Origin of the sequence: Pseudonocardia hierapolitana (genome assembly GCF_007994075.1) — a bacterium.
Taxonomy (GTDB): Bacteria; Actinomycetota; Actinomycetes; order Mycobacteriales; family Pseudonocardiaceae; genus Pseudonocardia; species Pseudonocardia hierapolitana.
The window spans coordinates 2,277,962-2,298,868 of record NZ_VIWU01000001.1; the positions used below are offsets into that span (position 1 = coordinate 2,277,962).

The following is a 20,907-nucleotide window of genomic DNA, read 5'->3' on the forward strand; positions in this document are numbered from 1 at the left end:
CCGTCACGGTAGCCCGACCTGCAGCCATCCGTCGGCGACCCGCACCGGGTACACCGGCACGCGGACGCCCGGGTCGTCCAGGCACTCGCCCGTGACCAGGCTGAACACCTGCTTGTAGACCGGCGATGCGACGGTGGGCACACCCCCGCGATCTCCCACGATCCCGCGCGAGAGCACCGCCGCCCCGGAGAAGGGGTCGACATTGCCGATCGCGTGCACCCCGTCGCTCCCGCCCTCCGCGTCGTCGGCCAGCCGGAACAGCGCCACCTGCACCGGCTCGCCGCCGGCCGCGAGCAGCGCGGCGGCCCCCCGCTCGGGCAGCAGGCGGTCGACCAGGCAGACGGTCTCCCACCGGAGACCGACCCTCGCTGTGTCGATCGTCTCGGTGTTGATCGTTTCGGTGTTGATCGTTTCGGCTGTCATGCGCGCACCCCCGGGAGGCCGAGCGTGACGGGCACCGGCTGGCCCCGTTCGCTGACGAACGTGATCGTCGGGTCGGGGGCGTCGGGCGCGTTGACGAAGGACACGAACCGCTCCAGCTTCTCGGGGTCCTCGAGCACGCCCCGCCACTCGTCGGCGTAGCCGGCGACGTGCGACTCCATGGCTGCCTCGAGGTCGGCGCAGATGCCGAGCGAGTCGTCGACGATCACGGCACGGAGGTGGTCGAGCCCGCCGTCCATGGCCTCGATCCAGGCGGCGGTGCGCTGCAGCCGGTCGGCGGTGCGGATGTAGAACATGAGGAACCGGTCGATGAGTGCGATCAGCGTGTCGGTGTCTACGTCGGAGGCGAGCAGCTCGGCGTGCCGCGGTGTGAAGCCGCCGTTGCCGCCGACGTAGAGGTTCCAGCCGGTCTCGGTGGCGATCAGCCCGAAGTCCTTGGACCGGGCCTCCGCGCACTCGCGGGCGCAGCCGGACACCCCGGACTTGATCTTGTGCGGGGCCCGCAGGCCGCGGTAGCGCAGCTCCAGCGCGACGGCCAGGCCCACCGAGTCCTGCTGGCCGTAGCGGCACCACGTGGTGCCGACGCACGACTTCACGGTGCGCAGCGCCTTGCCGTACGCGTGACCCGACTCGAAGCCTGCATCGACCAGCCGGCGCCAGATCGCCGGAAGCTGCTCGACCCGGGCGCCGAAGAGGTCGATCCGCTGCCCGCCCGTGATCTTCGTGTAGAGCCCGAAGTCGCGGGCCACCTCGCCGATCACGATCAGGCCCTCCGGCGTGATCTCGCCGCCGGGGATCCGCGGCACCACCGAATACGTGCCGTTGCGCTGCAGGTTGGCCAGGAAGTGGTCGTTGGTGTCCTGCAGCGCCGCCTGCTCGCCGGACAGGACGTGCCCGGTGCCGAGCGAAGCGAGGATCGAGGCGACCGCGGGCTTGCAGATGTCGCAGCCGCGGCCGGTGCCGTACTGGGCGATGAGCGCGGAGAACGTGCGTATCCCGGTGCCCGCGACGATCTCGAAGAGCTCGGCGCGGGACACGGCGAAGTGCTCGCACAGCGCCTTCGAGACCTCGACGCCCTCCTGGGCGAGCAGCGTCTTGAGCATCGGGACACAAGATCCGCAGCTGGTCCCGGCGCGGGTGCACGCCTTGAGCGCCGGCACGTCGTGCGCGCCACCGCAGATCGCCTCCCGCAGGGCGCCCTTCGTCACGGCGTTGCAGGAACAGATCTGGGCGGAGTCGGGGAGTGCGTCGGCGCCGAGCTCCACACCGCCGGGAGCGATCATCGCGACCGGGTCCGCCGGGAGCGGCGACCCGACGAGGGGCCGCAGCGTCGCGTACTTGGACGCGTCGCCGACCAGCACGCCGCCGAGCAGCGTCTTCGCGTCGTCGCTCACGACGAGCTTGGCGTAGGTGCCTGCGACGGGGTCGTTGACGACGACCTCCAGCGCGCCCGGTGTCCGGGCGAGCGCGTCGCCGAAGCTCGCGACGTCGACGCCGAGCATCTTCAGCTGCGTCGACATGTCCAGCTCGGCCGGCGTCATCGTGGCCTCGCCGCCGAGCAGCCGGTCGGCCACCACCTCGGCCATCGCGTACCCGGGCGCGACGAGCCCGTACGTGCGGCCCTCGAGGGCGGCGACCTCGCCGACGGCCCAGATGTGCGGGTCGGGCGTGCGGCACGCGGTGTTGACCAGCACGCCCCCGCGTTCACCGAGCGGCAGCCCGGCGCCGCGGGCCAGCCCGTCGGCGGGGCGGATGCCCGCGGAGAAGACGACGAGGTCCGCGTCCAGCTCGACCCCGTCGGAGAGCTCGGCGATCAGGCGACCCCGGTCCTCGCTGATCCCGGTGACCGACACCCCGCAGCGGACCTGCAGGTCCTCGGACTCCACGAGCCGCCGCAGCACCGCGCCGCCGCCCTCGTCGACCTGCACGGGCATGAGCCTCGGCGCGATCTCGACGACCTGCGGGGACAGGCCGAGCAGCCGCAGCGCCCGTGCGGCCTCCAGGCCGAGCAGCCCGCCGCCGACCACCACGGCCGAGCGCCGTCCCGCCCGGGGCGCCGACACGGCCCGCTCGGCGGCGCCCATGATCGCGTCGAGGTCGTCGAGGGTGCGGTAGACGAAGCAGCCCGGGAGATCGCGGCCGGGTACCGGTGGCACGAACGGCACCGACCCGGTGGCGAGCACGAGCGCGTCGTAGGGCAGCTCACGCCCGGCCGCGGTGCGCACCACGCGTGCGTCCCGGTCGAGCGCGACGGCCGCGTCGCCCAGGTGCAGCTGCACCAGCGGGTCTGCGACCTCGGGCAGCGTCAGTTCCTCGGCGGACTTGCCGTCGACGTAGGACGAGAGGGCGACGCGGTCGTAGGCGGGGCGGGACTCCTGCCCCAGCACCGTGATCCGCCACGCGCCTGCGGTATCGCGGTCGCGCATGGCCTGCACCAGCCGGTGCCCGACCATGCCGTTTCCGACGACGACGAGCTCCTTCACGCGGCTCCCTCCTCGGGGACGGGGGTCAGCGCTGTCTGTTCGCTCCGCAGAGCTCCGCTCAGCGTCGGGGGGTCGCTCTCGGCGAGCCACGCGCAGATGCCGCGCACCGCGTCGCCGCAGCCGCCGCAGCCCGTGCCTGCGCGGGTGGCGCGGCTCAGGGCGGCGACGTCGGTGTGCCCGTCCCGCCACGCGGCGACGAGGGCACCCTTCGTGACGGTGTTGCAGCGGCAGACGACAGCGGACGCAGGCAGGCGGCCCGGGTCGGCCGTCTCGGGGGCGCCGGGCAGCGCACGGCCGAACAGCAGCCCGAGCCGGTCGCTGGGGGCGGGCTGCCCCGTGTCGTAGTACTGGATCATGGAGGCGGCGGCCTGGGGCAGGCCGATCATGGCGCCGCCGACGACGCGATCGCCCCGCAGCGCGAGGGTGGCGTACCGGCCGCCCGACGGGTCGGCGAACCGCAGCACCTCCGCACCGGCCTCGGCCAGCACCGCGGGGTCGCCGACCGTGGCGAGGTCCACGTCGCGCGCCTTCAGCCGGGTGACGGCGCGGGTGCCCCCGTAGCGGGCGGCCGGGTTCGTGCCGGTGATCAGGTCGGCGAGCACAGCGGCCTGCTCCCAGCCCGGCTGCACGAGCCCCGCAGGCGTGCCCGGGTGCTGGGCGCAGTCGCCGATGGCGTGCACCCGCCCGTCGGAGGTGGCGAGCCGGTCGTCGACCAGAACGCCGCGGTCGACCGCGATCCCGGCGTCGGAGGCGAGGCCGGTCTCGGCCCGCACCCCGGCCGCGACGACCAGGGCGTCGGCCGCGACGAGCTCTCCGTCGGCGCCGCGCAGCCCGGCGTCGGGCTCCCACGCCGCCGCCCGGAAACCGAGCCGGACATCGACGCCCAGGCGCGTCATCGTGGCGGCGAGCACCTCGCCGGCGGCCGCGTCGAGCTGGCGCTCCATGAGGTGGGACATCGGGTGCACGACCGTCACGCGCACCCCGCGGCCCGCCAGCCCGCGGGCGGCCTCGCAGCCCAGCAACCCACCACCGAGCACGGCGAAGCGCGCGCCGGGTCGGGCCATCTCCAGGATCCGCTCGCAGTCGTCCAGGTCGCGGAACGGGACGACGTTCTTGTCGGCGAGCCCTTCGACCGGCGGCAGCCACGCCCGGCTGCCGGTGGCGAGCACCAGCTCGTCGTAGCGCTCCACCGCGCCGTCCGAGCAGTGCACGACCCGCTCCGCGCGGTCGACCGACTTCACGGTGACACCGACGCGCAGGTCCACGCGCTGCCGGGCGGCCCAGCCCGTGGGGTGCAGCTGCACCGCCTGCGCCGACAGGCCTCCGCCCAGCACGGTGGACAGCAGCACCCGGTTGTAGGCCGGACGTGGCTCGGCACCGAGAACGGTCAGGCGCACGAGTCTGCCGTTCGGGTCCCGGCGCCGCACCTCCTCGACGAACCGGGCACCCACCATCCCGTGCCCCACGACCACGACCCGTCTGCTCACGGCGACCGACGGTATGTAGCGGGAGTTACGACGGTGGGGCGATAGGTGACGGGGACGTAACGCCGCTCGCACATCGGCGGACCGCACCCGTGAGCGGCGGTCGGCCGGGGGACCTCAGCGGCCGGGCGCCGGGCGGCGTAGGCCTGCCTCCCCGCGTCGCGCCGGACCCGTCACCGGGTCGCGACGGCCCCGTCCGGCCCGGGGACGTCCGCGGCCGCGGGCCCGCGCAGCCGGCGGGTGGCGACGGCGACCGCGACCGCGACCACGGCGATGCCGGCTCCGGTCAGCGTGGTCGCGGCGATGGAGAGGTTGCCGATCGTGGCGCCACCGGCGAGCGAGCCGAGCGCGACGCCGATGTTCGCCGCGGACGCGGGCAGCGACTGCGCGAGCGTGCCGCCCGGGCCTGCCAGTTCCACGACGCGGTACTGCAGCGACGGCACCATGCCCGTGGCCACCAGGCCCAATGCGGCCAGCACGACGGCGACGACGGCCGGGCTCCCACCCACGAGCCGCAGGGCGAGCAGGCAGACCGTCATACCTGCGGTCGCGACGATGAGCGTCCGCGCGGCGTCGTGGTCGGCGAACCGGCCGCCACCGATCGAGCCGACCGCCGTGGCGGCGCCGTGGACGAGCAGGAACAGGCTGACGAAGGCCCCGGAGACACCGGTGACCGTTTCGAGGAACGGCACGACGTAGGTGAGCACCGAGTACAGGGCCGCGAACACGAGGAGCAGCAGGGTCAGCACGGCCAGGACGCGGGGGGCGAACGCGTGCCGCGCCTGGTCCGCCACCCCGGCCCGGGTTCCGGGAACGGACGGGACCAGCGTGAGGACGGCGGCGAGCGCCACCACGGCGACGGCGACGACGGCGAAGAACGCGCCGCGCCAGCCGACGACCTGCCCGAGGAGCGTGCCCAGCGGCACGCCCAGTGCGGTCGAGACGGCGAACCCGGAGAACACCACGGAGATCGCGCGGCCGGTGCGGGCCGGCTCGGCGACCGACGTGCCGACCGCGAACGCGACGGCGATGAACAGCCCGGTGAGCGCGCCGGTGAGCACCCGGGCCACCACGAAGAGCGGGTAGCTCCCGACGACGACGGGCAGCAGGACGCCCACGACCACCAGGGCCAACGCGCAGACCAGCACCACGCGCCGGTCCAGCCGGATCGTCAGCGCGGTCAGGAGCGGCCCCCCGACCGCGAGCCCGAGCGCGAAGGCGGTGACCAGCCCCCCGGCCGCGGGAACGGACACGCCGAGGTCCGCCGCGATGAGGTTGAGCACGCCGACGACGAGCATCTCGGTGGTGCCGAGCACGAACGTGCCCAGGAACAGCGCGGCCAGCACGCGGTCCGCCCGCCCCGCGCGGGTGCGCGTCTCGCCGTCCGGTCTCCCGATGGTCATCGCAACCCCTCGACTGCTCCTGTTTTGCAAGCGCAGTGACCGTACGGCAGACTGATGGCATAACGCAACTGGTGCAGAGGTGGTTGCAGTGCGGAAGGACGTCCGGTCGGGCTGCCCGATCAACCAGTCGCTGGAGATCTTCGGCGACCGTTGGACGCTGCTGGTGCTGCGCGACATCATCTTCGCCGGCGCACGGCACTTCCGTGAGCTGCTGGCCGGCCCCGAGCGGATCTCGTCGAACATCCTGAGCGACCGGCTCTCCCGGCTCGTCGAGCACGGGCTGCTCACGCGCGCGGGCGACCCCGCACACCAGCAGAAGGTCGTCTACAGCCTCACCGAGCAGGCGATCGAGCTCGTCCCCGTGCTCGCCCAGATCAGCTCGTGGGGCACACGGCACCTGCCGGCCGACGACGAGCTGTGCGTGGCTCGCGCGCGGGTGCTCGACGAGGGCGGGCCGCCGCTGTGGGAGGCCTACATGGACGAGCTCCGCGAGATCCACCTCGGCCCGGGAGCGCGCCGCACGCCGGCGCCGGAGGGTCCGACGGCCGGCGAGCGGATGCAGGCGGCGTACGAGGCGGTGCTGCGGGCGGGCGCCTGACCGGCCGGCGTCAGGCCGGCTCGAGCCGGACCGCGCACACCTTGAACTCGGGCATGCGGCTGATCGGGTCCAGCGCCGGGTTGGTGACGAGGTTGGCCGCCTGCTCGGCGCCGAAGTGGAACGGCAGGAACACCGTGTCCGGCCGCAGGCTCGGCACGCACCGCACGCGTGCCTCCGCCGTGCCACGCCGGGAGACCACCCGCGCCCGGTCGCCGTCGGCGAGGCCGGCTCGCGCAGCGGTGTCCGGATGGACCTCCACGAACGACTCCGGCGCGACACCGGAGAGATCGGCGACCCGGCGGGTCTGCGCACCCGACTGGTAGTGCACCAGCACCCGCCCGGTGGTGGCCCGCAGCGGGTGGTCGGCGTCGGGCAGCTCGGCCGACGGCGTGTGGTCGACCGCGATCAACCGGGCGCGCCCGTCGGGGTGGGCGAACCGCTCGGTGAACAACCGCGGCGTGCCGGGGTGGCCGGGCGCGGGGCACGGCCAGTGCAGCGCCTCGCCCGCGTCCAGCCGGTCGTAGCTGATGCCGGAGTAGTCGGCGATCCCGCCCGCCGAAGCGGCCCGCAGCTCGTCGAACACCACCCGCGGCTCGCTGGGGAACCCGGCGGCGCCGAGCCGCTCGGCGAGCCCCGACACCACCTCCAGGTCGGTGCGCACCCCGTCCGGCGGACGCATCGCGCGTCGCCTGCGCAGCACCCGGCCCTCGAGGTTGGTCATCGTGCCCTCCTCCTCGGCCCACTGGGCGACGGGAAGCACGACGTCGGCGGCCATCGCCGTCTCGCCCGGCAGGATGTCGGCGACGACCAGCAGGTCCAGCGCCGCGAGCCGATCGGCCACGGCGTTCGCGTGCGGCGCGGAGACGAGCACGTTCGAGCCGAAGACGAGCAGCGCCTTCGGGCCGTCGCGGCGGCCGAGTGCGGCGAGCAGCTCGGTGGCGCTGCGACCCGGCCCCGGCAGGCTGTCCGGGTCCACGCCCCATACGCCCGCGACGTGCGCGCGGGCGGCGGGATCGCTGATCGAGCGGTAGCCCGGCAGCTGGTCGGACTTCTGCCCGTGCTCGCGCCCACCCTGCCCGTTGCCCTGCCCGGTGATCGTGCCGAAGCCCGAGCCGGGCCGGCCCGGCAGCCCCAGCGCGAGGGCGAGGTTGATCCAGGAGGTGACCGTGTCGACGCCGTGGGCGTGCTGCTCGGCGCCGCGCGCGGTGAGCACGTAGCGCCGCGCCGCCCCGGCGAGCCAGCCGACGGCGGTGCGCATGTCGGAGGCAGGCACCCCGCACACCCGCTCCGCGCGCTCGGGCCACCACTGCCCGGCGACCCGCCAGGCGTCGTCGAAGCCGGTGGTGCGCTCGGCCAGGTAGTCGGCGTCGAGGTGCCCGTCGGTCACGGCGGCGTGCAACATCCCCAGCGCCAGCACGAGGTCGGTGCCCGGCACGGGCTGCAGGTGCAGCCCGCCCGACGCCAGCGCCCGCTCCGCCGTCGGCGTCCGCCGTGGATCCACCACCACGAGCCGGGCAGCGGCGAGGTGCCCCATCAGCGGTGGCATCGTCTCCGCGACGTTCGCGCCCGCGAGCAGCACGACCTCCGCCTCGTCGAGATCGGTGACGGGGAACGGCAGCCCGCGGTCGATCCCGAACGCCCGGTTGCCGGCGGCGGCCGCCGACGACATGCAGAACCGGCCGTTGTAGTCGATCTGCGAGGTGCCGAGCGCGACGCGGGCGAACTTGCCCAGCAGGTAGGCCTTCTCGTTCGTGAGCCCGCCCGCGCCGAAGACGGCGACGGCATCCGGGCCGTGCTCGGCCTGCAGCTCGCACAGCCGGCCCGCGACGTGCCCCAGTGCCGCGTCCCAGCTCACCGGGTCGAACGGGGCCGAACGCGACGCGCGCACCAGCGGGGTGGTCAACCGCTCGGGATGGGCGAGCAGGCTGCCCGAGGTCCAGCCCTTCTGGCACAGCCCGCCGCGGTTGGTGGGGAACTCCCGGCCGTCGACGTCCCCGCGGCCGTCGACCCACTGGCCGCACTGCAGCGCGCAGTACGGGCAGTGGGTGGCGACTCTCGTCGTCGGGGTGACCGCGAGCGTCATACGTGCGCGTACGCCACGCGCGGGTGCGTGGCCTCGGCCGGTACCGGACGCAGGTAGACCACGTAGGTCACCGCGATGCACACCACGTAGAAGGCGAGGAAGGACCAGAACGCCGGGTCGCCGGACTGCGCGGTCATGAACGACTGCCGGAACGCCAGGTTGATGAACAGGCCGCCGAGCGCCCCGATCGCGCCCGCGATGCCGATGACCGCGCCCGACAGGCGCCGCGCCCGCAGGTACGCGGGACCGGGCTCGGCACCGGCGGTCTCGATCGCGACGCGCGCCTGGCCCCGGAAGATCGCCGGGATCATCTTGTAGGTGGAGCCGTTGCCGACGCCGCTGAACACGAACAGCAGCACGAAGCCGATCGTGTACAGCGTCAGCGAGTCCATGGCCGATGCCGCGAGCACCACGAGGGCCGAGACACCCATCGCGATGAAGTTGTAGAACGTGACCTTCGCGCCGCCGTACTTGTCGGCGAACCACCCGCCCACGGGCCGGATCAGCGAGCCGAGGAGCGGGCCGATGAACGTCACCGCCGCGGCCTGCAGCGGGGTGCGGCCGAACTGGTTCTGCAGCACGAGCCCGAACGCGAAGCTGTAGCCGATGAACGACCCGAACGTGCCGATGTAGAGGAACGACATCACCCAGGTCTGCGGCTCCCGGTACGCCTCCTTGAAGGCCCCGGTGTCGTTGCGCATGGAGGTGAGGTTGTCCATCTTCAGCGCGGCGAAGGTGGCGGCGACCACGATCAGCGGGATGTAGACGCCGAGCAGGATCCGCGGCGCGCCCGCTCCCGCCGTCGCGATGATCAGCAGGCCGACCAGCTGGATGACCGGCACGCCGATGTTCCCCCCGCCGGCGTTCAGTCCCAGTGCCCAGCCCTTCTTCGCCTCCGGGTAGAAGGCGTTGATGTTCGCCATGGACGAGGCGAAGTTCCCGCCGCCGAGCCCACCGACGGCGGCGACGAGTACGAACACCCAGTACGGCGTGCCGGGCTGCATCACGATCGCGGCGAGGATCGTCGGGATCAGCAGCAGGGCCGCGCTCACGATCGTCCAGTTGCGGCCGCCGAAGCGCGCCGGGGCCATCGTGTAGGGCAGCCGGAGGATCGAGCCCACCAGCGTCGGCACGGCGACCAGGAAGAACTTCCCCGCCGCGTCGATGCCGTACTCCGGGCCCATGAAGAGCACGAGGACCGACCACATCGTCCAGATCGAGAAGCCGATGTGCTCGGAGAGGATCGAGAACCACAGGTTGCGGTTCGCCACCTTCGCGCCGGTGCGCTCCCAGAACCCGCCGTCCTCGGGGTCCCAGTGGTCGATCCAACGCCCGCGGAGCAGGGAACGCGCGGGGGGTGCGTCTGGTGCCGTCGTCGTCACGCCGGTCCTCCTGGGTTCGTCGGTCAGGGCGCGACGCTATGCACGGCCCGTTACCGGCCCGTCGGTTCGATGTGACAGGAACGCAAAGCCGGCCTCACCGCAGGGGGCCGCGAGGGGTGAGGGCACGCTCGTCCGCGAGTCGCGGTCTCAGTGCGCGCGAGTCGGGGTCGCTGCCCGTGCCGCCGTTACAGGAGGGGGCCGATCGCGCCCGCCGCACGCTGCAGGCCGGCCAGCGTCCGCGGGGAGGCGTCGGGGTGCTGCGCGTGCAGCGCGACGCGGTGCAGCAGGGCCCGCAGCAGCATCTGCGGCCACTCCTCGAGGTGCGTCCACCGCTGGGGCAGCTCCTCGTCGGCACCGCCCCAGGCCAGCGCGTCGACGACGATGACGGCGGCGGCCCACTGCGCCGGGCGCCAGCACGGGACGAGGTCGATGACCGCCGGCACGCCCCGCTCGTCGAACAGGACGGCACCGAAGAGCTCGGGGTGCACCAGCTGAGGCGTGAGCTGGACGGGCTTGCGGAACTCGGCGAGCTGCGAGTAGAGCTCACCGCCGGTGGACGGGTCGAGGGTGAGCCGCCGCTCGCCGAACGCTCCGGCGGCGGACCGGGCGACCAGGTCGTCGCGGTCGTCGAGGAGCCGCGGCCGGGAGACGCTCGCGGTGGCGGCGTGCAGCCGGATGGACGTCTCGACGACCTCGTCGTAACGGGGTTCGACGTAGCCGGGGATGTAGCGGCACGCGGCCCAGCCGCCGACCACCCACCGCCCGTCGGAGGAACGCAGCGGGCGGGCGATGCGCACGCCGTCGACCTGGAGCCCGTCGAGGACCGCCGCGGACCAGGCGGCCACGACGTTGTCCGGCACCGGGCGGACGAGGACGTCGCCGCAATGCCATGCCCGCCTACCTGCCCAGACCACCGGACGTGGCTCGACATCGTTCACGCCGAAAGCGGTGCGAACGTGCGCGGGAAGGGTGGTCCCGGCGGGCGGCAGGACAGGCGCAGCGGTCACGGCATCGCACGCTACCTGCGCACCGCGGGCGTTCCGGGGTGCCACGCGGGGCGCGTCGCCGCGCCCCGCGATCGGGCGGCGCGGGCGGTTGGATGATCACTCGCCGTCGTCGCCTCAGTCGTCGTCCCCGCCGTCGCCGCCGTCATCGCCGCCGCCGTCACCGCCGTCGTCGGAGTCCCCGCCGTCGTCCCCGCCGTCGTCGTCACCGCTGTCGGAATCGCCGCGGTCGTCATCCCCGCCGTCCTCGGAATCACGATCGCGGGAATCGCGATCGTCGGAATCGCCGGATTCCTCGTCCGAGTCCTTGTCCGAATCCTTGTCCGAATCCTTGTCGGAGTCCTTGCCGGAGTCCTTGTCGGAGTCCTTGTCGGAGTCACGGTCCGAGTCGTCGTCGGACTTCCGATCCGACTTTTCGTCCGAATCCCGGTCGGACTCGTTGTCGGAGTCCCGCTCGGAGTCCGAGTTCCGGTCGGTGTCGCGGTCTGCGTCGCGGTTGTCGTCGCGGTTGTCCTCGCGGTTGTCGTCGCGGTCCTCGTCGCGGGCCGATTCGCCGTCGGTGTCGCGCTCGGAGTCCGAGTCGCGGTCGGACCTGCTCTCGGTTTCCCGTTCCGAGTCCTGGTCGGCTTCCTCGCCCGAGCGGTTGTCGGACTCCCGGTTCGCCGAGTCCTCCTCCGACCGATCGTCGGACTCCCGCTCGGATTTCCGCTCCGATCCCCCGTCGCGCTCGGCGTCCTCGTCCGGGTCCCGTTCCGATGAGTCGCGTTCCGACCAGCTCTCGGAACCCTCGGTGTCCGAGTCCCGATCGGAGTCCTCGGAGTCACGGTCGGAAGAGGCGCGGTACGCGGAGTCCTCGTCGGAGGAGCCCTCCTCCGACAGTGCCTCCCAGACGGCCGCCTCGAGCTCGTCCTCGTCCCAGCCGCTCAGGTCGTCCGACCCGGAATCCCGGTCGGACGATTCACCCGACGAGTCGTCTTCCCCGGATTCCCGATCCGGAGCGTCACCATCCGACCCGCGTTCGGATCCGCGGTCAGCGTCCCGGTCCGAGTCCCGGTCCGAGTCGCCGTCCGAGGAGTCGCCGTCCGAGGAGTCGTCCGCCTCGGCCGCAGCCGCCAGCAGGGACCCGAGTCCGGAGGCACCGAGCGCCTCGAGCACCCTTCCGGCGCGTTCGACGTCCTCCGAGCTCTCGGAGCCCGACGAGTCGTCCGAGTCCTGCCTCCCCCGGTCGCGCTCGCCGTCCGATCGGCCGGCGCGGTCGCCGTCCGATTCCTCGCCGGACCGGTCGGTCTCGCGGGCGGGGCCACGGTCGGGGCCGCGGTCGGTGTCGGCCCGCTCGCCCGCGTCGTCGCGCCCACGGTCGGGCCCACGGTCGGCCCCGCCGCCACCGCGGTCGTCCTCCCGGTCGTCGTCGCCGGTCAGCGCGCCGCCGACGGCCTCGACGACCCCCGTGACCTCGCGCTCGGGCCCGGACGAGCCCGAGTCGTCGCCGTCGTCCCCGTCGCTGCCGCCACGGTCGGCGCCGCCGCCGCTCGGCTTGCTGTCGGACGCGCCGCCCCGGTCGCTGCGGCCGTCCCCGTCGTCGCCGTCGTCCGAGTCGTCCCGGTCGTCGCCACCGCCGAGAAGACCGCGGAGCGGCCCGGCGGTGTCACCGCCGCCGGAACCGCCGGAGCTGCCGCCAGGGCTGCCGGCGGAGTCACCGTCGGAGTCGCCGCCGGAACCGCCGCCGGAGTCGTCGCCGGAACCGCCGCCGCCTTCCCGTGCACCGTCGTCATGGCCCTCGTCAGACCGACCGCCGCCCCCGAGGAGGTCGCCGACGGATCCCAGGATCCCGCCCGGGGACCGACCGCCGCCCGACTCCGGGCCTGCGGCGCCGTCGCCGCCCGGCCCCGCCCCATCCGGGGCGCCGCCCGGCGTGCCCCCGCCCGCGCGGTCGCCCGGCTCGGCGGCGCCGGGACGCTCGCGCTCCCCGCCGTCGCCGGTGTCCGAGTCACCCGGGCCGCTGTCGCCACCCAGCGCCTCGCCGACGGACCCGAGTGCATCACCGATGGGGCCACCGGGCCCTCGATCGCCCGGGCCCTCGTTCTTCTCCTCGCCCGGGTCGCCCGGGGCTCCTCCCCGGTCGCCGGAGCCGCCCGGAGCATCGCCTTCGGGGCCGCCCGGGCCCTGGGCACGGGGTCCTTCCCGCTCGTCGGCGTCGTTGTCCCGGTCACCCGTCCCCGGTGGCCCGTTCCGGCCTTCGGCGTCTTCCGTCCGACCGTCGCCGTCAGCGCCGCCGAGCGCCTCGCCCAACGAGTCGAGCGCCTCGCCTACAGGCCCGCCCGGCTGCTGGCGATCCCCGCCATCACCTTCACCGGTCTCCCGGCGGTCGCCCGGATCCCGATCCGCGCCGCCCGGCGTCCCGGGCGCGTCACCGGCCGGCGCACGCCCACCCGGGCTCTCCCCGCCTCCGGCCGGGGAACGCGCCTCGTCGCCGGGCTCGTCGCCGCCGGGCCTGTCACCCTGCTCGTCACCGCCGAGCGCCCCGCCCAGCGAGTCCAACGCGTCCGCGATCGGCCCGCGCTGCTGGCCACCGCCGTCCGCCCGGACGTCGGGCTCGTCCTCGTCGGACGGCGCTTCGGGGTCGTCGTCGTGCTCCGCGGACTCGTCGCCGGGGCCGCGCGGGTCCGGCGGCGCCCCGTTGGACGTGTCCTGCCGCTCCTTGTCGTCGTGCTCGTCGCGCGGAGCGACCACGTCAGGGAGGTCGGGCAGGACGTCTCCCTCGTCCTTGCGCTCGTCGGACTCGTCGCGGTCCGATTCGTCGGACTCGTCGCCGTCCGCCTCGGCGCCGTCCTGGTCGTCTCCTTCGGCGTCCTCCGAGTTCTCGCCCGGCTCCTCGTCGGAGCCACCACGTTCGACAACGTCGAGGACGCGCTCCCGCACGTCCTCGGTCTCCTCGTCGTCGTCGGGCAGCGGCGCCCGAACGGCGTTGTCGACGCCCCGCTCGAGCTCCTCCAGCTCGTCGCGCTTGGCCTCCCGCTGCCGCAACCGCAGGTCGCGCTGCTCCTCGAGCGCGGCGAGCTCGGAGGACTGTTCGGGGCCCCGCCGGCCGGTCGGTGCGGCCGCGCGCGCCTGCTCGACCGCCTGCAGGTGGCGCTCGGTGCTCTGGAGGTCGGCCCTGGCGCGGTCGAGCGAGCGGTAGGTGTCGATCTGCGACTGCAGGGTGGCCTTCCGCCGTTCGAGGAGGGCCTTGCGCGCCTGCAGGTCCTTCACCTCGGGCGGTGTGATCGTGCGCCGCTCCGGCGGGAGGCTGATCCACGCCCGCTCGGTCTGCGCGATCGTGTCGAGCTGGCTGTCGAGCGAGGTGAGGGTGATCTGGGCGTGCGCGATCCACTCAGCGCGTGGGTCCACCCCGGGCGGGAGCGGGGCGGCGGCCTGCGGCGGGGCGATCGGTTCGGACGCGGTGAAGACGTAGGTGGCGGCGAGGATGCCGGCGGCGCCGAACACCGCGACGGTGCGCCGCCTGCGCGCGGTCGCGCCGGCGGCGGCCCTGGCGCGGGTGGAGGCGGCCTCCGCGGCCCGCTCCACGCGGCGCGCCTCGACGAGAGCCCGCTGCTCCCGCACGCCGTGCGGGACGGGCGGCGCGTCCGGTTCGTCCTGGGGCTCGAGCAGCCAGGGAAGGGCGGCTGCGAGGCGCGCGTCGTGGCCCGCCTGCGCAGCGGCCCTGCGGGCCTGCCGGGCGGCGGCCCGGTGCGCTGCCGTGCAGTAGCGACGAGGCGGACGACCGGGGATGTCCTCGATCACCTCGTTGCACCCCGGGAGGGCACAACGTCTCGCAGTGTCGTCCACCAGTGCGACCCCCATCGCCGGGTGACGGAAGGCATGCCAGAACTCGGGACGCTCCGTCAGGCCACCGTTGCTGTGCGCCGCGGCGCACCCCGACAGCACGGGTGCCGCAGATCCGTCTTGATCTTCCGGCTCCGGAACGCTACCCGGCACTCGACCGGGTGTCACTGCTCCGTTCGACGAACACAACGGCACGAAGACGATCACTTTGGGTGATCATGACTGGTCCGATTGGGCCATTCGAGGACTTCTCCCGTGCCTGCGCCATTCGTTCTTGCATCGGCACATGCACCGGGCGCAGAAACGACGACGGCGCCCCTCCGACCAGGTGCCGGACGGGGCGCCGTCGCGCGGGCCCGAGGTTGCGCTCAGTACACGGGCTGGGAGGGGTCGACCTGCTTGATCCAGGCCAGCACGCCGCCGCCGACGTGCACGGCGTCCTTGAAGCCTGCGCGGTGCAGCACCGCAAGGGCCTCTGCCGAACGCACCCCTGACTTGCAGTGCAGCACGACGGGCTTGTCCTGTGGGATCTCGGCGAGGGCCTCGCCGGACAGGATGCGGTCCTTCGGGATCAGCGTCGCGCCCGGGATGCTGACGATCTCGTACTCGTTCTGCTCGCGGACGTCGATCAGCGCGAAGTCCTTGCCCGCGTCGATCATCTCCTTGAGCTCGAGCGCCGTGATCGTGCTCCCGACGGCCGCCTGCTGCGCGTCCTCGGACACCACACCGCAGAACGCCTCGTAGTCGATGAGCTCGGTGATCTTCGGCGTGTTGGGGTCCTTGCGGATCTTGATCGTGCGGTAGCTCATCTCGAGGGCGTCGTACACCATCAGCCTGCCCAGGAGCGGCTCACCGATGCCGGTGATCAGCTTGATGGCCTCGTTGACCATGATCGAGCCGATCGACGCGCACAGCACGCCCAGCACGCCACCCTCGGCGCAGGACGGAACCATCCCGGGCGGCGGCGGCTCGGGGTAGAGGTCGCGGTAGTTGAGGCCCTTGCCGTTCGGGGCGTCCTCCCAGAACACCGACGCCTGGCCCTCGAACCGGAAGATCGAGCCCCACACGTACGGCTTGCCGAGCAGGACCGCCGCGTCGTTCACCAGGTAGCGCGTGGCGAAGTTGTCGGTGCCGTCGAGGATGAGGTCGTAGTCGCGGAAGACGTCGAGGACGTTCGAGGAGTCGAGCCGCGTCTCGTGCAGCCGGACCTCGACGAACGGGTTGATCTCCTTGATGGAGTCGCGCGCCGATTCCGCCTTCGACCGGCCGACGTCGGACTGCCCGTGGATGATCTGCCGCTGCAGGTTGGACTCGTCGACCACGTCGAACTCGACGATGCCGAGCGTGCCGACGCCCGCGGCGGCGAGGTAGAGCAGCGCCGGGCTCCCGAGCCCGCCCGCGCCGACCACCAGCACCTTCGCGTTCTTCAGCCGCTTCTGCCCCGCCATGCCGACGTCCGGGATGATGAGGTGGCGGCTGTAGCGCTCGACCTCCTCCTTGGACAGCTCGGCGGCCGGCTCCACGAGCGGCGGTAGCGCCATGATCAAGCTCCTCGCATCGACGTACTGACTCCGTGTGCGCAACGTCGTGGTCACCCGGGTTCTTCCCAGGTCCCCGCGTCGACCGCATCCCACATGCCCGCGACGGCGCGCGCCACCGTCTCGGGCGCCTCGAGCTGAGCGACGTGGCCCACACCGGGCAGCACCAGCAGCCGGGAGTGCCGCAGCGCCGCCGCGGTGCGTCCGGCCAGGCGCGGCGCGACGAGCCGGTCGCGTTCGCCCCAGACCACCAGGGTAGGCGCCTGTACGCGGGCCGCCACCGACCAGAGCGACTCCCCGCGCAACCAGCCCGCGACCATCGCCTTCCCGGTGCGCTCGGCGGCCTCCTGTGCCCATGCCAGGCGGGCCCGCGCCGCGAGCTCGGCGGCGGCCTCGGCCATCCGGTGCTCCGCGGCGATCGTCGGATCGCCGAAGCAGAGCCGCACGATCTGCTCGGCGCGCGTGCGCGGGTCCATCGCGGCGAGCTCGGCACGGGCCCGCTTCCCGATCAGGGGCAACAGCGCGAGCAGCAGCCTCGGGTCGGACACGCGGCGCGGGTCCGGGCGCAGGTCGGGCATCGCGGGCGACACCAACGTGAGCGTGCGCACCAGCTCGGGCCTGCGGGCGGCCACGGTCAGCGCAACGGCCCCACCGAACGAGTTCCCCAGCAGGTGCACCGGACGGCCGCGACCGGCGAGGAAGCACAGCAGGGCGTCGGCGTGCCCGGCGGGCGTGTAGTCCTGCGACGCGAGCGGCCGGGAGAGGCCGAACCCGGGCAGGTCGACCGCGGTGCCCGCGGCCCGGGTGGCGAGCAGCGCAGCGAGGTCCGTCCAGTTCGTGGCCGAGCCGGACAGGCCGTGGACGTAGACGGCCGGGGTGTCCTGCGGGCCGGGCGTCTCGCGCACGTGCAGCGTGACGCCGCCGGAGGTCACCTCGCCACCCGGCCACGCGGCACGGTGCGGATCGTGGGCCGGGAGCGTCGCCGGGTCCGCCAGTGGCGGCGGGCCCGCCGGCACCGACTGAGGCCTTCGTGCACGCGTCAGCAGCGGTCGGACGAACGGCAGCGCGACGGTACTCACCCTCCGAGGATGACCCGGCCGCGCCGCGCCGGCCACCCGCCGTGACGGGACTCGCGCCTGTGGGGGACGTCATCGCCGCCGGTCACGGCCGTTGTACCGCTGAGAGGAGGCGGACATTGGCCGGGGCGAGCCAGCTGGAGAGCGGGGCCGCAGCTCTGACGGGCACGGCAGCACTGGTGGTGCTCGCGTACCGGCTGGGCAGCGGGCAACCGGCCGCGGTGGCCCTCGGCGCCGCGTTCGCGGTGCTCCTCGTCGCGGTGCCCGCCGCCCTGCGCCTGGCCACCGGGCTGCCGCGCCTGGTCGGCACGGAACGCGCGAACCGGCTCGGGGTCCTGGTCTCCGGCCCCGACGCGTTCGCGGCAGCGCGGCAGATCCGCACCGTCGTCATCGCGGGAAGCGACTTGGTCACCGGGGGCGAGCTGGGGGTGCACGCCGTGCACGCCGTCGACGGCGCATCGCACGCCGACGTGCTGCGCATCGCCGGTGCCGTGGCCCGGGAGTCCGGCCGGCCGGTCGATCGGGCGATCGCCGCGGCGACACCGCGGCTGCCCGGCGTCTCCGACTTCGACCCGGTGGCGGATCTGGGCGCGCGCGGCGTCGTGGCCGAGGTCGTCGGCGCCTCCGGCGAGGAGCAGCGCGTGATCGCCCACGCCGTGCTCGTCGGCGACGCGGAGCTCCTCGCCGCGCACGACATCGACCTGCCCGCCGTACCCGCGACGGCCGGGTGCACCCCGGTCGCGGTGGCCTGGGACGGCGTGGCCAGGGGCGTGCTGGACGTCGGGCCGGACGTGGCGGCCGCGAGGGCAGCCGCCGTGCACCGGCTGAGGGCGCTCGGGCTGCGGCCCGTCCTCCTGACCGCCGAGGAGGCCCCGGTCGCGCAGGCCGTCGCCGCACGCGCAGGGCTCGCGCCCGACGCCGTACTGGCCGGTGTCGCCCCGCAGCACGCTGCTCCACTCGTCCGCGAGCTCGGGCCCGGTGTCGCCGTCATCGCCGATCCCGAGCGGTACGAGGCGGCGCTGGACGCCGCCGGAATCGCGGTTCGCCGCTGCGCCACGACGGCCACCAGGCCCGCCCTGACGCTGGTACGCGGCGACCTCGCTGCCGCGGTGGACGCGATCCGGCTCGCCCGCCACACCGCCGCCGTCATCCGCACGAACCTCGCCTGGTCGCTCGCGTGCGTCGCGGCGCTGCTGCCGGTGACCGCCGCCGGCCTGCTCGGCCCGTCCCTCTCGGCAGCGGCGACGGCGGCCGGAGCGGCCGTGCTCGCGGTCAACAGCCTGCGGTGCGAGCGGCACACCTCTACCGGCGGGTAAGGTGTTCTTCCGCACCCGATCGGGTGGACGGACGGAAGGGCAACCGCATGACCGAGGCGCCGGCACCGGTGCACCGCGGCACCCGCCTGTCCCGCGACGCGCGCCGGGCCCAACTGCTCGTGGCCGCACGGGACGTCTTCGCGGCGCACGGTTACCACGCCGCCGCGATGGACGACATCGCCGAGCGGGCCGGCGTGAGCAAGCCGGTTCTGTACCAGCACTTCCCCGGCAAGCTCGAGCTCTACCGGGCGCTGCTCACCACGTACGCCGACGAGCTAGTGGAGCGCGTCACCGCCGCGATCGACGGCACCTCCGACAACGAACAGCGCGTGCACGCCGCCGTCGCGGCCTACTTCGACTTCGTCGCGGGCGAGGGACAGGCCTACCGGCTCGTGTTCGAGTCCGACCTGCGCGGCGAGCCGGAGGCGGCCGCTGTCGTCGACGGCGCGCTCAACAGCTGCATCGACGCCGTCGCCGCAGCCGTCACCGCCGATGCCGGCCTGGACACCCCGCGCGCCCGCATGCTGGCCGTCGGGCTGGTCGGGCTGAGCCAGGTCGCCGCCCAGTACTGGCTCGACTCCGACCGGTCGGTGCCCCGCGACGAGGCCGTGGCCCTCATGTCCGGGTTCGCCTGGCGCGGGCTCGCCGGCTTCCCCCTCATCCACGACTGACGCCGTGTCACCGGGGTGGCGTGCGCAGCACCCCGTCGACCAGGCCGTAGTCGACGGCCTCCTGGGCGGTGAACCAGCGGTCGCGGTCGAAGTCGGCCTCGATCCGATCCAGCGGCTGCCCGCTGTGCTCGGCCGTGAGCTCGGCGATCCGCTTCTTGAGCTTGGACAGCATGCCGGCGCGGATCACGATGTCGGACTCCGACCCGCCCGCGCCGCCCGACGGCTGGTGCATCATCACCTGGGCGTGCGGCAGGGCGAACCGCTTGCCCGGCGCACCCCCGGTGAGCAGGAACTGGCCCATCGAGGCGGCCATCCCGGTGGCGATCGTGGCGACGTCCGGCTCGATCGAGTGCATCGTGTCGTAGATCGCCATGCCGGCGAACACCGAGCCGCCCGGCGAGTTGATGTAGAGCGTGATGTCGGCGGCCGGGTCCTCGCCTGCGAGCAGGAGCAGCTGCGCGACGAGCTTCGTCGAGACGTCGTCGTCCACCTCCTGCCCGAGCACGACGATGCGCTCGCGCAGCAGCCGGTTGTAGACGGTGTCGTCGATGGTGGGGGCGCTCATGTGGGTGGTCTCCTTCAGCGGGGGAGTTTGCGGCTGGCGATGACGTTGTCGGCGATCCCGTAGGCCACGGCCTCGTCGGCGGTGAGGACGAGGTCGCGCTCGATGTCGGCGTGGATGCGCTCCACGGTCTGGCCCGTGCCCTCGGCGAGTGCGTCCTCGAGCTGGCGGCGCAGCCGGGAGACCTCGGCCGCGTAGATCTCCAGGTCGGAGGTCTGCCCGCGGACGACGTCGATGCTCGGCTGGTGGATGAGCACCCGCGCGTTGGGCACCACCGACCGGTGGCCGGGTGCGCCGGCCGCGAGCAGCACGGCTGCCGCCGATGCGGCCTGCCCGAGGCAGTACGTGTGCACCGCCGGACGGATGTAGCGCATCGTGTCGTAGATCGCCGTCATCGCCGTGAGCGAGCCGCCAGGCGAGTTGATGTACATCGAGATCGGCCGGTCCGGCTCGGTCGACTCCAGGCAGATCAGCTGCGCCATGACGTCGTTGGCTGCCGCGTCGTCGATCTGGGTGCCGAGAAAGACGATCCGGCCCTCGAACAGCTTGCTGTACGGATTGGACTCCTGATAGCCGTAGCTCGTCCGTTCGACGAACGACGGCAGGACGTAGCGGGCCTGCGCGCTCTGCATCCGATGACCTCCGGGTGGGCATTGATCTCCCGGACGCTAACGGCGCCACACCTGCGCAAACCCGGACATTCGCGGGCGGCGAAACCCTTTCGCCGAGAGCGGACGCCGGGAGCGATGAGTTCCGGATGTGGCCGCGGTCTCATCTACAACCGCGCCGCACGGGGCGCGCCGGCCCGGAAGGGAGCGAACGATGACCACCACGACCGACCTCAGCTACCGGGACCGCGCCGTCCTGCGCGCAGTCGCCGCCGGACGCTGCACCGTCTCCGCGATCGGCGTCCTCGCCGTCGACGGCCTGGGATGCTGCGACCAGTTCGTCGGCCGTCGGCTGGCGAACGCCGGCCTGATCGCCGCGGGCCCCGGCCCCGCCCGCCTGACGGCCACCGGCCGCGCCCTGCTCGAGGCGGCGTGA

Annotated in this window: 16 protein-coding genes; 4 read left to right on the forward strand and 12 right to left on the reverse strand. The window is 73.8% G+C overall.

All coding sequences use genetic code 11. The features are described 5' to 3' along the window. Nucleotides 1-3: 3 nt before the first annotated feature. The 4 genes from nirD to FHX44_RS10775 form a co-directional block, all read right to left on the reverse strand. On the reverse strand, nt 4-423 hold the full coding sequence (nirD, locus tag FHX44_RS10760; protein WP_147255402.1) for a nitrite reductase small subunit NirD: 420 nt from the start codon (nt 421-423) through the stop codon (nt 4-6). Continuing rightward, entirely contained in the window at nt 420-2,924 is a 2,505-nt protein-coding gene (gene nirB, locus FHX44_RS10765) for a nitrite reductase large subunit NirB (protein WP_147255404.1), read from the reverse strand. The genes nirD and nirB overlap by 4 nt, the downstream gene beginning before the upstream one ends. Further along, nucleotides 2,921-4,411: an FAD-dependent oxidoreductase gene (locus FHX44_RS10770; RefSeq protein WP_281287884.1), complete on the reverse strand. Its 1,491-nt coding sequence runs from the start codon at nt 4,409-4,411 to the stop codon at nt 2,921-2,923. The genes nirB and FHX44_RS10770 overlap by 4 nt, the downstream gene beginning before the upstream one ends. Before the next feature lie 170 nt (nt 4,412-4,581). Next, nucleotides 4,582-5,811, reverse strand: coding sequence for an MFS transporter (locus FHX44_RS10775; RefSeq protein ID WP_147255406.1), 1,230 nt, complete (start codon nt 5,809-5,811; stop codon nt 4,582-4,584). 88 nt (nt 5,812-5,899) lie between these two features. Here FHX44_RS10775 and FHX44_RS10780 point away from each other — a divergent pair, with 88 nt between their 5' ends. Further along, nucleotides 5,900-6,409, forward strand: coding sequence for a winged helix-turn-helix transcriptional regulator (locus tag FHX44_RS10780; protein ID WP_147255408.1), 510 nt, complete (start codon nt 5,900-5,902; stop codon nt 6,407-6,409). A 10-nt stretch (nt 6,410-6,419) separates the two neighbouring features. On the opposite strand, the gene FHX44_RS10785 is transcribed toward FHX44_RS10780, so the two are convergent. From FHX44_RS10785 to FHX44_RS10810, 6 genes are all read right to left on the reverse strand, one after another. Then, on the reverse strand, nt 6,420-8,492 hold the full coding sequence (locus FHX44_RS10785; protein WP_147255410.1) for a molybdopterin oxidoreductase family protein: 2,073 nt from the start codon (nt 8,490-8,492) through the stop codon (nt 6,420-6,422). After that, entirely contained in the window at nt 8,489-9,874 is a 1,386-nt protein-coding gene (locus FHX44_RS10790; RefSeq protein ID WP_147255412.1) for a nitrate/nitrite transporter, read from the reverse strand. The genes FHX44_RS10785 and FHX44_RS10790 overlap by 4 nt, the downstream gene beginning before the upstream one ends. Before the next feature lie 185 nt (nt 9,875-10,059). Continuing rightward, nucleotides 10,060-10,881: a TIGR02569 family protein gene (locus FHX44_RS10795; protein ID WP_147255414.1), complete on the reverse strand. Its 822-nt coding sequence runs from the start codon at nt 10,879-10,881 to the stop codon at nt 10,060-10,062. 114 nt (nt 10,882-10,995) lie between these two features. Next, the gene (locus FHX44_RS10800; RefSeq protein WP_147255416.1) at nt 10,996-14,658 is read right to left on the reverse strand and encodes a hypothetical protein; all 3,663 of its coding nucleotides are present in this window, start codon (nt 14,656-14,658) and stop codon (nt 10,996-10,998) included. A 410-nt stretch (nt 14,659-15,068) separates the two neighbouring features. After that, nucleotides 15,069-16,241 carry an adenylyltransferase/sulfurtransferase MoeZ gene (moeZ, locus tag FHX44_RS10805; RefSeq protein WP_170308870.1) on the reverse strand — a complete coding sequence of 391 codons (1,173 nt, stop codon included), beginning with the start codon at nt 16,239-16,241 and terminating at the stop codon, nt 15,069-15,071. Nucleotides 16,242-16,291: 50 nt separating this feature from the next. After that, the gene (locus FHX44_RS10810; protein WP_246170303.1) at nt 16,292-17,317 is read right to left on the reverse strand and encodes an alpha/beta fold hydrolase; all 1,026 of its coding nucleotides are present in this window, start codon (nt 17,315-17,317) and stop codon (nt 16,292-16,294) included. A 116-nt stretch (nt 17,318-17,433) separates the two neighbouring features. Between FHX44_RS10810 and FHX44_RS10815 the strand changes: the two genes are divergently transcribed. Both FHX44_RS10815 and FHX44_RS10820 read left to right on the forward strand, forming a co-directional pair. Further along, on the forward strand, nt 17,434-18,630 hold the full coding sequence (locus FHX44_RS10815; protein WP_147255419.1) for an HAD family hydrolase: 1,197 nt from the start codon (nt 17,434-17,436) through the stop codon (nt 18,628-18,630). A gap of 47 nt (nt 18,631-18,677) precedes the next feature. Further along, nucleotides 18,678-19,301 (forward strand): TetR/AcrR family transcriptional regulator, encoded by a 624-nt coding sequence (locus tag FHX44_RS10820; protein WP_147255421.1) that lies wholly within the window; start codon nt 18,678-18,680, stop codon nt 19,299-19,301. A 7-nt stretch (nt 19,302-19,308) separates the two neighbouring features. On the opposite strand, the gene FHX44_RS42730 is transcribed toward FHX44_RS10820, so the two are convergent. Continuing rightward, a complete protein-coding gene (locus tag FHX44_RS42730; RefSeq protein ID WP_246170304.1) occupies nt 19,309-19,866 on the reverse strand; it encodes a ClpP family protease in 558 nt (185 codons plus the stop codon). Nucleotides 19,867-19,880: 14 nt separating this feature from the next. Next, nucleotides 19,881-20,495, reverse strand: coding sequence for an ATP-dependent Clp protease proteolytic subunit (locus tag FHX44_RS42735; protein ID WP_212612418.1), 615 nt, complete (start codon nt 20,493-20,495; stop codon nt 19,881-19,883). Nucleotides 20,496-20,685: 190 nt separating this feature from the next. On the opposite strand from FHX44_RS42735, the gene FHX44_RS10830 reads away from it, so the two are divergent. After that, on the forward strand, nt 20,686-20,907 hold the full coding sequence (locus tag FHX44_RS10830) for a hypothetical protein (protein ID WP_147255423.1): 222 nt from the start codon (nt 20,686-20,688) through the stop codon (nt 20,905-20,907).